Raw genomic sequence first — 14737 nt, 5'->3', positions numbered from 1 at the left:
TTATTGCTCTAAATCATTACAAAATGAAACTATACCTTATCCATCAAAAATGCAATTTGGACAATCGGTAAATAAATAAACGAACCAAACATCATCATCAAGGCTGACTTATCTGTTGGCCTCATCATTAAATAAAAGGTTTGAGATAAAAACAAAACACCGCATAATACCGCTATCATTGCAGAGTTGATACCTGTCATATTTAGCATATACGGCACAAAGCCACATGGTACTAAAAAGATAGTGTATATCATAATAGTAATGGCCGTTCGTAGGTCTTTATGACCATTGTTGGGCAACATCTTAAACCCTGCTCGCTGGTAGTCTTCGTCGGCTACCCAAGCAATTGCCCAAAAATGTGGAAATTGCCAGAAAAACTGAATAGCAAAAAGGATACCTGGTTCTAAACCAAAATGGTTGGTAGCAGCAATCCAACCAATCATTGGAGGGAATGCCCCAGGAAAAGCCCCAACAAATACAGAGATTGGACCAACTCTTTTTAGAGGAGTATACACAAATCCATACAGAAAAAAAGAGACAACGCCTATAAAGCCTGCACGGTAATTGAATTCAAAGAACAGTATATAACTTGATAAAATTAGCAACACTACACAAAAAACAGCAGCTTCTTTTACCGTCAATCGGCCTGTTGGTAAAGGACGAACTTGAGTCCTTTTCATCAACTTATCTAGGTCTTTTTCGATAATTTGGTTAACAATATTGGCAGCACCAGTAATAAAAAAGCCAGCAAGACTAATCAATGTTAGTTTGACCCAATCTATTCTATCTACAGCCAACGAGTACCCAAATGCTCCTGAAAATGCTACTAGAGCCGATAGCCTAAATTTCAATAACTCATAATATGCTTTAACTTTGCCAGCAATACCTATTGAGATGTTTTCGTTTGTTGTAACCATTTGTTACTTGGCGTATCATCACGCCTTTTCCTTTTTGAATACTTTTTCTGAATTCAGCAATAGCAATAATACAAACTGAATTCCTAATGCTACAATTGCCAGTGTTAAATGTACAGGTTGTACAAACGCTGGCACACCAAAATAAGCCATCACGGCCCCAGATATGATTTCAATAATCACCAACAACACCAATGCTTTGAAAAAACGATAAATAATACCTTCGCTTTCTATGTTCTTTTTGAGCTGTCCAATTAGGTATACATGCAAGCCCAAAAGTACCAATGAAAATGAACGGTGAATATAAAACGAAATACCAAGCTGCTCTATCCATGTGGCTCGGTTATATCCAAATAATGGATTAGCCACAACTTTATCTATAGCTTCTCTTACTTGTGTTCCTATTAGTACTTGTAAAGTAGACAAAATAAGAGTAAGCACTAATATCTTATTCAATAAACTGATATTTGTGATTTTTTCTACCGAAATTACCTCCGACCAAGCTCTTGCAATTGAATACAGCAATACAAATATTACTAAGATAGCCAACAACATGTGAGCTGTTACAACTCCGGGTTTTAAAAAAGAATCTACCACAAATTTACCAAGTGCCGCATTTGCTCCGATTAAAACTACCGCCAATAACGACAAATAGATTAATGCTTTATCTCTTTTACGAAATGTAAAAGATGCAACGAACACTCCAAAAACAACAATCCCTGTAAAAGCACCTAACAACCTATTCGCATATTCAATCCATGTTTTTACAGCATTAAACTCCACTTCACCATGAAGTTTTTCAGCGTATATCTGCTGATAATTTGCAGGTAATTGACTTACCTCTGTAGGCGGAACCCACATGCCAAAACATTTTGGCCAATCTGGACATCCCATTCCCGAGCCTGTACTCCTTACGATACCTCCAGCCAAAACAAGTAGATATACAGTAACAATGGTAACAAGACCCAATTTTCGGAATAGCATAACTTTAAAATTGTATTTTAGATTGAATCTCAAAGAGACGAATCTTGGAAAAATATAATGTCGTAATACCCTAAAATAAAACTTGAGAACGTGTTAGCCTTCTTAAAGACTAACAACATTCTCAAGAAGTAATAATCAAATCTTAGTGATTGTAAACATCATTTTGTGCCGCCAACAATCCTTCGATTTCTTTTTCTTTTGCAATTTCTTCATTCTCTTCTTCTAAGTTCGATTCTGGCGTTGCCGAGAATGGAACATTTTGAGGAATGAAATCTGTAGCAGCACCAGGCTTGCTATAATCGTATGGCCAACGATATACCGCTGGAATCTCACCAGGCCAGTTGCCGTGTCCAACATTTACTGGAGTAGTCCACTCCAATGTATTAGAGTTCCAAGGGTTTTCTGTAGCTTTCTTACCTTTGAAAATTGAATAGAAGAAGTTGAAAGCAAATATTGCTTGTGCCGAGAAAGTCAAGATTGCAGCAATTGAAATGAAAGCATTCATATCTGCAAATGAGTCTTGAGCATTATTCGCCAATGCCGTAAATGAATAATAACGACGAGGGAAACCAGCAATACCAATATAGTGCATTGGGAAGAATACACAATATACCCCAACAAATGTTAACCAGAAGTGAATATAACCCAAAGTCTTATTCATCATTCTGCCAAACAATTTAGGGAACCAGTGATAAACCCCAGCCAACAACCCAAAGAATGATGCAGCACCCATTACCAAGTGGAAGTGAGCAACAACAAAGTATGTATCGTGCAAGTTGATATCTAAGGCAGAGTTACCCAAAATAATACCAGTTACACCACCAGAGATAAACAATGATACAAGGCCAATTGAGAACAACATACCTGGTGTAAAGATGATATTACCTCTCCAAAGTGTTGTGATATAGTTAAATGCTTTAACCGCAGATGGAACTGCAATAATCAAAGTCAAGAACATAAACACAGAACCTAAGAATGGATTCATACCTGTTACAAACATGTGGTGAGCCCACACAATAAATGCCAATAAGGTAATGCCCATCATTGAGCCAATCATTGCACGATAACCAAAGATCGGCTTACGTGCATTCGTTGCAATAACCTCAGACGTGATACCCAAAGCAGGCAACAATACAATATATACCTCAGGGTGACCCAAGAACCAGAACAAGTGTTGGTACAAAATTGCCGAACCACCAACGTTTGGAAGAGCTTCTCCACCGATATAAATTTCAGACAAGTAGAAAGATGTACCGAAACTACGGTCAAAAATCAACAATAAGGCCGCTGACAATAAAACAGGGAATGATAATAAACCCAATACTGCAGTCAAGAAAAACGCCCAAATTGTTAATGGTAATTTAGTAAACGACATACCTCTAGTACGCAAGTTGATTACAGTACAGATGTAGTTTACACCACCCAACAATTGTGATACAATAAAGAATGTCATACTTGTCAACCACATCGTCATACCTAAGCCAGAACCAGGCATAGCTTGTGGTAATGCACTTAATGGAGGATAAATAACCCAACCACCAGAAGCAGGCCCTGTCTCAATAAACAAAGACGAGAACATAATAACTGAAGACAAGAAGAAAAACCAGAATGATAGCATATTCAAGAAACCTGAAGCCATGTCTCTTGCACCAATCTGTAGCGGAATCAAGAAGTTAGAGAAAGTACCCGACAAACCAGCCGTCAATACAAAGAATACCATGATAGTACCGTGCATTGTTACTAAAGCCAAGTAAAACTCTTTTTCTAATTTACCTTCAACAATCCATTCACCCAATACTGGCTTTAGCCAGTCTAAGTTCATGTCAGGAAAACCCAGTTGCAAACGGAAAATAATTGATAAAGCACCACCAAAGAAAGCCCAGATGATACCAGTAATCAAATACTGTTTAGCAATAGTTTTGTGGTCTTCAGAAAACACATATTTTCTGATAAAACCAGGCTCGTGATGCTCGTGCTCGTGGTCGTGACCATGTGCGTGAGCTTCGTTTGCGTGTAGTGTCGCAGTTGCCATAGATTACAATGATTATTCTAAGAGTATAAGTTCTTAAACTTTAAACAAAAAAAACCTTAATTATCTTCTTCTTAAAGAAGCTGTACCTGCAGCTACACCAGCATCGGCTTGTGTACTATCTGATTCAACAGCAGGAGCTTCAGCAGGAATATATTTCTGAGCCTTTGCCTTCAATTTTTCAGGTACTTTAGCCAAATAATCAGGGTTTTGAGCTAAGAATGGTTTTTGTTGAGCAGCCCATGCTTTATAATCTTCTGGTTCGTCAACAAATACCGTAATAGCCATACCAAAGTGACCACGGCCACAAATCTCAGTACAGTTCAATTTGTAGTTGAAATCAGATTTACCTAACTCAGCACGCATTTCATCTGTAGATTTATTTGCTACAAACCAGAATTTAGTTGGCATACCCGGAACGGCGTCCATCTTAACTCTTTGATAAGGCAAATAAACAGAGTGAAGTACATCTTGAGCTTTGATTTTCAACAACACAGGTACTCCTTTTGGTAAGTGCAACTCATTCGCAGTAAAATCATCAAATGAATTTTCATCTGTAAAGTCGATACCAATCTGGTTAGTATCATCAATCAATTTGTAGTTTTGGTTACCCAATTTGTTGTCGTCGTTACCAGAATAACGAACATACCAACCAAACTGGTGGCCAGTTACTTCAATTACAACGGCATTTTCAGGAGCTTGTGAAGTAATATCACGCCAGATTCTCCAACCTGTGAATACCAATACTGCCATTACAATAGCAGGAATGATAGTCCAAATAATTTCTAACTTGTGGTTTACTGGATAGAAAGTAGCAACATTGCCTTTTTTGTGACGATACAAGAAAGCAAAAATGAACAACAATGCATTGGTTACAAAGAAGGCGAAAGTTACAACGCCCATAGAAATCCAGAACATTTCGTCAGTTCTCAAACCATGTTCTGAACCTGCTACTGGTAAAAAGTCTGGTCTTGAGTGAAGAAAAGACCAAGCAGCAGCAATAGAACCTACTACTAAGAAAATAATAAAACCAACGGCATTACCATTGTTCGCTCCATCGACAGGGACATCAGAGTCATCGGACCCTTTAATACCTTTTGAAAGAGCAATACTCTTGCTGACAATCATGATTGCCAGAACTAAGAATATCACTGACAAAAGACCTATTAGATATGTCATGTTTGAAAGTTAATTTTGGGGTTTTAATCTATATCTTTAAATATGATGTTCAGCAAAATTGTTTTACTGAATTGGTATTTTTTGAGAAAATAATCGGATGCCCAAAGGCATCCGACGCTCAATTAAATATCGTGGTGAAGTGCCTCTGGCAAGAATGGGTGATTCTTTGCTACCAAAGAAGCTTTCGTTAATTCGTTTGAAACAACATAAATAAATGCTGAAGCAAATAAAAGAACAGAACCAAATTCAACTAGTCCAAAGCCACCGTGAGGTCCTACTGTACCAGGCATAATCATTTGATAAAAATCAAAGTAATGTCCTACGATTACGAAGAAGCAACAGATTTTCAAGAAAATCGGTGTACGTTTCGCATCACGAGTCATCATGATTAAGAATGGGAAGAAGAAGTTCATGAACACGTTCAAAATCTCAACAGTTTTGTAGATTTTGTTGTGACCCTCCCAACGCTCTAAGAAATAGATTGTTTCTTCAGGTAAGTTTGCATAGTAAATCAATAAGAATTGAGCAAACCACACATACGTCCAGAAAATAGAGAAGGCAAACATAAATTTACCTAAGTCATGTAAATGAGATTCATTTACATACTTCATATAACCCTTTTCTTTCAACAACACTACCGTCAAAGTAATTGTAGCCAAACCAGTTACGTGCCAGCTAGCAAACATATACCATCCAAACATTGTAGAGAACCAGTGTGTGTCGATTGACATCACCCAGTCCCAAGCAGACAATGATGAAGAAACCCCCATAGCCACTACAAAACCAGTACCAATGCGTACCATGTCGTAGAAATTCTGAGTACCTCCATTCAAATCCTCTTCAATAGATTTTTTACGCATCATGTTCCAAAGAACAATCCATACAACAAAAATTCCTACAAGACGGATTAAGAAGAAGGTGAAGTTCAAATATCCTTTTTTACCTGCAATAATTTTGTCATAATGCTCACTAGCTGGGTCCATAATACCATGGTGCATCCAGTGAAAAATCACATCTCCTTTAAAGATGAAAAGGAGTAATAATACAGGGAAAGTAAAATACAAGAATTTTGGAAATGCTTCTGGAATTCTTTTTACTGCCGATGACCATCCAGCTTTAGCAAGGTATTGCACAGCTACGAAGAACATACCAATAATAGAAATACCAGTAAAGAAAACTCCGTTCATCCAAAGGTTTACCCAAAGACGATTAAGAGGATTCCAAGAGGTCTCATGGTGAGAAGCAGCACCTCCTGATAGGTGTTCACCACCATGTTCGGCAGCGTGTCCTGCCGCTGCATGAGCAGCTTCATGCTCACCACTTCCTAAGAAGAAAACGCCAATACCCAAAAGCACCGCACCGATGATCATTGCTGTAATCAACTTTTTGCGAGCTTCCGAAGTGAATTCAAAATATTCTTCGACGTTTGCTGGGGAAAAATGTGAATGTCCCGCCATTATACTTATAAGTTTGTAAGTTTAATAGTATGAAAGAATGCACTTATCGATTAAATACAAGTGCTTTATTGATTAACAGTGACCAGCTATCAAAATACGATAAAAGACTACTGTTTTTGCAATTCATGTACATAAAGTACAATTTTCCAACGGTCGGCTGTTGAAATTTGTGAAGCATGAGCCCACATACGTCCTTTACCATGTGTAATGGTATGGAAAATATGGCCATCGTTTACACCTTTCAAAGCATCCGAAGAATAAACTGGAACCCCTTTGTACATTTTTGCTACTAGACCGTCGCCTTTACCCGTTTCACCGTGGCAATGTTGACAATATCTTTCATATTGGGTTTTACCAGCCTCAATATTTTCAGGAGTTGCCGCATAAGGGTTTGACAACAAAGCCTCTGAAGAAGCCATATCGTCTTTATCTATATTACGAGCAATTAAATCCATTTTAAGTAATTTACTATTCACAGAATCACCATCTGATATAGCAAATTTTTCACGAGGCACAGTACCCTTGACAGGAGTACGCATATTCATACCATAAGGGTTAATTGTATTCAATTCCCCGTCTGTCTGAGACATTGGCTCGTATGCCACTGAGTGGTACATATTAGGAGCAAATTCTGTCCCTGTGTCATTATGGCTATCTTTACATGAAGTTGCCGATAAAGCAACAACTCCCGATAAAAACAGACCTATGTATTTCTTAGTTAACATATTTTTGATTGTAATTAGTCGTTGGACATTAGTAGTAGGAAACACCCTGTTCAACTAATGTTTAGAATTGCTTTACGTTCACTTCGATAGCACCAGATGCTTTCAAAATCGACTCAATTTCAGCTTCTGATTTTTTATTACTAGCCAAGTTGATAGCCATAATAAATTTATCATCGGTACTTCTCAAGTCAAAAGTTTTTGGTGCTTTACCTGGCCATAAGCTATTTGAAACCAAGAAAGTAAATACCATACCAAAGGCTGTAAATAATACAGTACCTTCAAATGTAACTGGAATCCAGTCTGGCAATGCAAAGAAATCCTTACCACCGATAATCATTGGCCAGTCAAAAACCATTGTATAGTTAATCAAAAACTGAGCACAAGTCAAACCTGTTAAACCGAACAAAAACGCCGCTATTGGAATTCTTGTACGAGGATGCCCAAGAGCAACATCTAGCCCGTGGATTGGAAATGGAGTGTAAACTTCTTCGATTTTCACACCGCTTCCTTTTACTTCAGAAACTGCGTGCAATACCTCGTCCTCATCGTCGTAAACTCCTACCAAGTATTTTTCTGTTGTATTCATTGTTATAGTCGTTATGTCGTAATGTATTTTGGTCAAAAGTGAATCAATTGAGATGAAAGTAACCTTTCATCTCAATTTCTCTTGACTTTATATTAATGAGCAACTTTTTCTTTATCTCCACCTGATTTCTTCTTGTAAGGGTAGTTTGAAGAAACGCCTTTCATTACTGATTTAACTTCTGCCATGTTGATTACAGGCAAGAATTTAGCAAATAAGAAGAACAATGTGAAGAATAAACCAAATGAGAAGATATAATCACCAATATCATACATTGTTGGAGAGAACATCGCCCAAGAAGATGGGATGTAGTCACGGTGCAATGAAGAAACGATAATTACGAAACGCTCAAACCACATACCAACGTTTACTACTACAGAAAGTACAAATGATACCAAAATGTTTGTACGGATATTCTTGAACCAGAACAACTGTGGAGAGATTACGTTACAAGTCATCATCATCCAGTATGCCCACCAGTAAGGTCCAGTAGCACGGTTGATAAAACAGTAACTTTCATACTCAACACCAGAATACCAAGCAATAAAGAACTCTGTCAAATAAGCAATACCTACAATTGAACCTGTTACCGTAATGATAATATTCATCATCTCGATGTGTTCCATTGTAATATAATCTTCTAACTTAAATACTACACGAGTAACCAACAACAAGGTTTGTACCATAGCAAAACCCGAGAAAATCGCACCTGCCACAAAGTATGGAGGGAAGATTGTTGTATGCCACCCAGGAATAACCGACGTTGCAAAGTCCATTGATACGATTGTGTGTACTGAAAGTACTAGTGGCGTAGAAATACCAGCCAAAATCAATGAAACATATTCGTAACGTGCCCATGTTTTAGCAGAACCGTTCCAACCTAATGAGAACAAACCATACCAAAATTTAGAAGCTTTTGATTGTGCACGGTCACGGATTGTAGCTAAATCTGGAACTAAACCCAAATACCAGAATACTAATGATACCGAAAGGTAAGTTGAAATCGCAAATACGTCCCATACCAATGGTGAGTTGAAGTTAACCCAAAGAGAACCAAAGGCATTTGGCAATGGTAAAGCCCAGTGAGCCAACCAAGGACGGCCCATGTGAGCCAAGATAAACGATGCAGCACAGAGTACGGCAAAAATTGTCATCGCCTCAGCAGCACGGTTGATAGACGTTCTCCACTTTTGACGGAATAATAATAATACGGCTGAAATAAGTGTACCAGCATGACCGATACCTACCCACCATACAAAGTTGGTGATATCCCAAGCCCAACCTACAGTTTTGTTCAAGCCCCAAACCCCGATTCCTTGCCACCATGTATAGCCTAAACAATAGGCACCATAGGCGAAAATCACACAAGACACGCCGAAGGCAATTTTCCACTCTTTCGTTGGTTCGCCCTCTACTTGCTTGCAGATGTCTGTTGTTACATCGTGATAAGATTTACCGCCTCCAACGAGGGTTTCTCTTATTGGTGATACTACGTGCGACATATTTTAAGATTTAATAGTTTTAAATTCGTTGTTTTAGCAATTTATGGAGGGCTTACACCCTCCATAATTTTGCTTATGCATGTTCTTTTACTCCTTCTTCAGCCTTTTTAGCTTCTCTTTCTTTGTTACGTACTTTTACTAAATAAGAGATATTTGGCTTAACATTAATTTCTTCGATTACACCGAATGCACGTCCTGTATGTTCTGCGGCCAACAATTGTGAAATTTCTGATTCTGGATCATTCATATCACCGAATGTAATAGCACCTGTAGAGCAAGATTGAGCACAAGCTACTTGGATTTCTCCGTCTTTTGGTCTTCTCTTCTCTTTCTTAGCTTCCAATTTACCTGCTTGGATACGTTGAACACACATTGAACATTTTTCCATTACACCACGTGAACGTACTGTAACATCTGGGTTCAATACCATACGACCCAAATCGTTGTTCAAGTGGAAATCGAAATCGTCAGTTTGGAAATAACGGAACCAGTTAAAGCGACGTACTTTGTATGGACAGTTATTTGCACAATAACGTGTACCAATACAACGGTTGTAAGTCATTTGGTTCAAACCTTCTGTAGAGTGAGTTGTTGCTAAAACAGGACAAACTGTTTCACAAGGGGCATTGTTACAGTGTTGACACAACATTGGTTGGAATACAACTTCTGGGTTTTCAGAAGCAACTTCCAATCCTTTCATATCTTCCACATCAGCATCTGATGAATAATAGCGGTCGATACGAATCCAGTGCATTTCACGACGGTTGATAACCTCTTGGCGACCTACCACTGGAACATTGTTTTCTGCCGAACATGAAACCACACAAGCACTACAACCTGTACAAGTATTCAAGTCGATTACCATACCCCAAGCATGGTTGTTATACTTGTGGCCATTCCACAATGAAATATCTGTAGCAGTTTTCTTTCCTTCAGCTGTTAACACTTCTGGTTTGAAACGACCTGCTTCTACATTCTTTTTGTATTCTGCCAATACTGTTTCTTGAACAACAGCTTCACGAGCCATCACAGTATTGTGTGTTTGAGTCTGAGCAATCTTAACTTCTTCTCCTGTAGCTTTGATAGAAGCTTCAGCAGTATTAAAGAATGCCAATGTTCCATTTACAGATGTAATGAATGGATAAGCATTTGCACCTACTCCGTCTGCCGATTTACCAGCCTTTGTACGCCCATAACCAATAGCAACGGCAACTGTGTCGTTTGCTTGGCCAGGTTGTACTAACACAGGCAATTTGATAGTTTTTCCTCCTACTGTTAATTCAGCTTCTTGATCTTGTTCTAATTTCAAGTCTGCCGCAGTTTTTTGAGAAACAGCCAAGTAGTTAGTCCAACATGCCTTAGAGATTGGTTCTGGCAATTCCTGTAACCATGGGTTGTTTGCCTGAGAACCAGTTCCCATACCTACTTTTTCGTAAATCGCTAATTCTAATTTATCAGAAGAAGCTTTGTAGTTTTTGGCAACTGCCGCAGAAGCTTCAGCTAAATTTACTGCTGGAGCAGCAGCACTAACAGCAGAACCTAATTCAAGAACACCATCATGCAATACTTTCGACCATTGTACTTTTCCAGCCTTTAAAATATTGCTAGTCCAGTTAGCCTCTAAATATGAAGCATAATCAGCATTCAAGCCAGCCCATGTTAGGAAGCTAGATTGTGCCTGACGAGTCTTGAAAATAGTTGAGATTGTTGGCTGAGTTAATGAGAAATAACCTTTTTTAGGCTCAGCGTCATTCCATGATTCTAGGTAGTGTGAATCTGGTGTATTGTATTTTACTAATGACCCTGTTTCATCAGCTCTTTCGTTAGTAGAAATTGAAAGACCAATCTTTGGAAGAGCTTCAGCTAATTCAGCACCACGTGGGTGGTTATAAACTGGGTTTGCATTATAGAAAATCACCGCAGCAACAGCTCCAGATTTAGCTTCAGAAATGAATTGGTTAATTTCTGAATCAGAACCCTGACGATAGTTAGCTGGAGTTCCTAAGTCGATAGTTGAACCATAAGCCCCAACCAAACCATTGATGGCTGCTACGATAGATTGAACTGAAGCATCGTTAGAACCAGAAACTACAATAGAAGCACCTTTTGACGCAACTAAGTCAGCAGCAGCTTTATCTAAATTAGTAATTTTAACAGTCGGAACGCTCAATGCAGCAGCTCCAACTTTAGCAGCTACAGCATTGTATAAAGAAGCTACCACTAAACCTTCTTGAGAAGGCTTGTAAGTTGAGCGGTAATCAGCGTTAGCACCAGTCAAAGACATGATTGTCTCGAACTGATAATGACGTGACATTTCTTTATTTCCTCCTTTAGCAGAACTTACACGACGAGTTTTTGCCCATTGAGCAGAAAAATCTTCTGATGAAAGCCATGTTCCTAAGAAATCAGCACCAACAGATACGATTGTTTTAGCTTTACTAAAGTCAAAACTTGGCAAAATACCTCCGTTGGCCTGAACCAAGCCAGAAGCAGAGTTTGCATCGTAAGTTACTAATTTAGCTGTAGGATATTTAGCAATAAAGTCGCCAATAACTTTCTTAGTAGTTGGTGACAAAATTGTATTAGCTACAATTCTGATTTGACCTCCTGTAGCAGCTACTTTTGAAAGGCCTGCGATAATTTCTTTATCAACAGAAGCCCAGTCAGCAGCTTTACCTGCAATCTGAGGCCCTTTTAGTTTTTCATTATCGTAAAGACTTAATACAGAAGCATGAGCTTTTGCTGAAAGTCCTTTTGTTAATGAAGACGAAGGGTTAGCTTCAATTTTGATAGGACGACCCTCGCGAGTTTTTACCAAGACAGAAGCATAGTCGCCACCATCAACATAAGTAGACGCGTACCAGTTGGCAATTGTTGGTTCTACTTCTTCTGGTTTGTTCAGGTACGGAATCGTTTTCTTAACAGGAGCTTCACAAGCGGCCAAAGCAACGGCCGACATTCCGAATCCTAATACTTTTAAGAAATCACGACGATGAGACCCTGTACCATCGAAAATAGCACCTCCTTTTTCGTCTGCTGATGGAGCATCACCGAATTCACGGTCTGCATATTTAACGAACTCAGCATCGTTTGTTAACTCCTCAATCCCTCTCCAATACCTTTTTGTAGTATTTTCCATATATATTATAATAGTATAAACAGAAACTATTGAATATTAAAACGAAGTAACATGTCAGAAGCAAGAAGTATGAATAACCTTCGCTTCTGACATCTCAACTTCTTAGTAGTGACATTTTGAACACTCCAAACCTCCGATGTTCTGTACCTTCAAAGGTTCTTTGCTGTCTTTATTATGAATTTCAACAAGCTTATCATAGTATGCGTTGCCTTTTGTATTCACGTCTGTTTTTCTATGACAGTCAATACACCAACCCATTGTAAGTGTTGAGCGTTGTTGGACAACTTCCATTTTCTCAATTTCACCGTGACAGTTTTGGCATTCCAAACCACCAACATTTGTGTGTTGAGAGTGGTTGAAGTAAGCCAAATCAGGAAGATTGTGAACACGTACCCACTGGATAGGCTCATCTTTCTCGATAGCACGATAGATTTTTTGGATTTCTGGAGACTCACGTTTGATTACGTTGTGACAGTTCATACAGATATTGGCTGAAGGAACGTTTGCTCCTTTACCTTTATAAACACCTGTGTGGCAATATGAACAGTTGATTTGGTAATCACCAGCGTGAAGTTTGTGAGAGAATTTGATTGGCTGTTCTGGAGCATACCCCTGGTGAATACCAACTCCATAAGCTGCATCAATAGTAGCTTTTCCAATCAACAAAGTGATTAATAGAGCTGCACCTGTTTTGAATGCACTGTTTGAAGCCAATTTCTTACCATTCTCAGCAATTCTTTGCAATAAAGGAATGCTTTGACCTTCTTCAGAATCAGGAGAAACAGATGCTAATTTTGAAAGAGTTGTTACAATCGACAACAACGCTACCAAAACTAAAACCATAACACCCAACAACGCAATCAAAATATACTCAAGCATACCACCATTTGATGAAGCTGCAGGAGCTGCACCAGCTACAGGAGCCGCACCAGCCGCCGGAGCTGCAGGAGCTGCATTCTGAGCATCGATATACGCTAGAACACTTTTGATTTGTGCCTCTGAATAGCTCGGATAAGCTGTCATTTGAGCTTTCCCAAATTTATTGTAAAGGTCGTTGGCATATTTATCGCCACTGGCAATAACAGCCTGAGGGTTATGAACCCACTTTACAATCCAGTCCAATGGTCTTCTCTGACTTACGCCTTGTAGGCCAGGCCCCACTAAAGGTTCTGCACTTGTGTTGTGACAAGCCGCACAGTTGTTTTTGAAAATTTGCTCGCCTTCTGCTACATCCTGAGCATTTACACTAACAACCGAGGCAAACATTCCCAGTAGCATTGTTAAAGCAACAATTTTCAAGCGTTTCATGGTTATCATAAGAATCTATAAACTAATTTTAATAATTAAGTACTAAGCTAAAACTATTCGCCTAAGTATCTGAGAGTTCCGAATATTTTATGTATTCATTTGCTCAAAAACCTGACTAAAAAATTAAAGAAACCTACTATTTCGGGTCACAAAAGTACAATCGGAATAATTATGAACCAATTTATTTAATATTGATTTTCAGCAAAATTAGTATAGTTTTGAACTATTTAGAATAATTCTAAGTTATTTGGAAGTTTGTTGAATATACGCTCCTTTATTTCCTTAGATAATTTACACAAAATCAATGACTTCATTTTCCTACATAATTTATTCAATCAGCTACAATTTTCACCCTTTAAAATATACCAATAGAACGTCCGAAGTTACTTTATTTTTTCCAATCTACCATCCTTAAAACTGTCCTATTTACTAGTCGATGAGTGATTTTTATCATTTTTTTATTTTAAAAAAATACATCTACCTATCATACTTAATTGATAGATTTTATGGCTAATTATCTATTTAGATAAAAAAGTATTAAAACTCAGTCTAATCTTGGAAAAGTGATAAAAGTGGCTTTATGAAAAACTAGTATAATAATATGATAAAAATGGGTAGAATTCTACTATTCAGTAGCTCCCTCAATGAATAAATTGATGCGTTGTATGTGGTAAGAAAAGAGCAAAAAAAAACCTCTAAATTAATTAGAGGTTTTTAAAACTATGAGGTCTCGAGCGGATTCGAACCGCTGTACAAGCTTTTGCAGAGCTCTGCCTAGCCACTCGGCCACAAGACCTTTTTGTTTGGACTGCAAAATTAGGCAATATGCTTTTATTTACCAAATTTTTACCTGTAAAAACCTAAAATATTCCTCAATTCGTTGATTATCAATACTATTATTTTATAATAAAAACACT

The 14737-nt window shown here is 38.1% G+C and carries 10 protein-coding genes and 1 tRNA gene; all 11 read right to left on the bottom strand.

Annotated features, from left to right (window positions below; genetic code table 11):
* Window positions 1-29: 29 nt before the first annotated feature.
* The 11 genes from cyoE to FLEMA_RS0142385 all read right to left on the bottom strand — a co-directional run bounded on the left by cyoE (window position 30) and on the right by FLEMA_RS0142385 (window position 14616).
* A complete protein-coding gene (gene cyoE / locus FLEMA_RS72330) occupies window positions 30-917 on the bottom strand; it encodes a heme o synthase (RefSeq protein ID WP_044172912.1) in 888 nt (295 codons plus the stop codon).
* Window positions 918-935: 18 nt separating this feature from the next.
* Window positions 936-1898, bottom strand: coding sequence for a COX15/CtaA family protein (locus FLEMA_RS72325; protein ID WP_044172909.1), 963 nt, complete (start codon window positions 1896-1898; stop codon window positions 936-938).
* A gap of 142 nt (window positions 1899-2040) precedes the next feature.
* Window positions 2041-3930: a cytochrome c oxidase subunit I gene (locus FLEMA_RS72320; RefSeq protein WP_044172906.1), complete on the bottom strand. Its 1890-nt coding sequence runs from the start codon at window positions 3928-3930 to the stop codon at window positions 2041-2043.
* A 60-nt stretch (window positions 3931-3990) separates the two neighbouring features.
* Window positions 3991-5106 carry a cytochrome c oxidase subunit II gene (locus FLEMA_RS72315; protein WP_044172901.1) on the bottom strand — a complete coding sequence of 372 codons (1116 nt, stop codon included), beginning with the start codon at window positions 5104-5106 and terminating at the stop codon, window positions 3991-3993.
* Between the two features lie 122 nt (window positions 5107-5228).
* Complete coding sequence (locus FLEMA_RS72310) at window positions 5229-6563, bottom strand: hypothetical protein (RefSeq protein ID WP_044172898.1); 1335 nt, start codon at window positions 6561-6563, stop codon at window positions 5229-5231.
* Between the two features lie 107 nt (window positions 6564-6670).
* Window positions 6671-7288 (bottom strand): c-type cytochrome, encoded by a 618-nt coding sequence (locus FLEMA_RS72305; RefSeq protein WP_044172895.1) that lies wholly within the window; start codon window positions 7286-7288, stop codon window positions 6671-6673.
* A 61-nt stretch (window positions 7289-7349) separates the two neighbouring features.
* The gene (locus FLEMA_RS72300; protein ID WP_044172893.1) at window positions 7350-7874 is read right to left on the bottom strand and encodes a DUF3341 domain-containing protein; all 525 of its coding nucleotides are present in this window, start codon (window positions 7872-7874) and stop codon (window positions 7350-7352) included.
* A 92-nt stretch (window positions 7875-7966) separates the two neighbouring features.
* Window positions 7967-9373: an NrfD/PsrC family molybdoenzyme membrane anchor subunit gene (gene nrfD / locus FLEMA_RS72295; RefSeq protein ID WP_044172890.1), complete on the bottom strand. Its 1407-nt coding sequence runs from the start codon at window positions 9371-9373 to the stop codon at window positions 7967-7969.
* A gap of 73 nt (window positions 9374-9446) precedes the next feature.
* Window positions 9447-12512 carry a TAT-variant-translocated molybdopterin oxidoreductase gene (locus FLEMA_RS72290; RefSeq protein WP_044172888.1) on the bottom strand — a complete coding sequence of 1022 codons (3066 nt, stop codon included), beginning with the start codon at window positions 12510-12512 and terminating at the stop codon, window positions 9447-9449.
* A 102-nt stretch (window positions 12513-12614) separates the two neighbouring features.
* Window positions 12615-13820, bottom strand: coding sequence for a cytochrome c3 family protein (locus FLEMA_RS72285; RefSeq protein ID WP_229359490.1), 1206 nt, complete (start codon window positions 13818-13820; stop codon window positions 12615-12617).
* Window positions 13821-14545: 725 nt separating this feature from the next.
* Window positions 14546-14616 (bottom strand) — tRNA-Cys (locus FLEMA_RS0142385).
* Window positions 14617-14737: the final 121 nt, after the last annotated feature.

Origin of the sequence: Flectobacillus major DSM 103, from assembly GCF_000427405.1 — a bacterium.
GTDB lineage: Bacteria > Bacteroidota > Bacteroidia > Cytophagales > Spirosomataceae > Flectobacillus > Flectobacillus major.
This window is presented reverse-complemented; position numbering and strand designations above follow the sequence as displayed.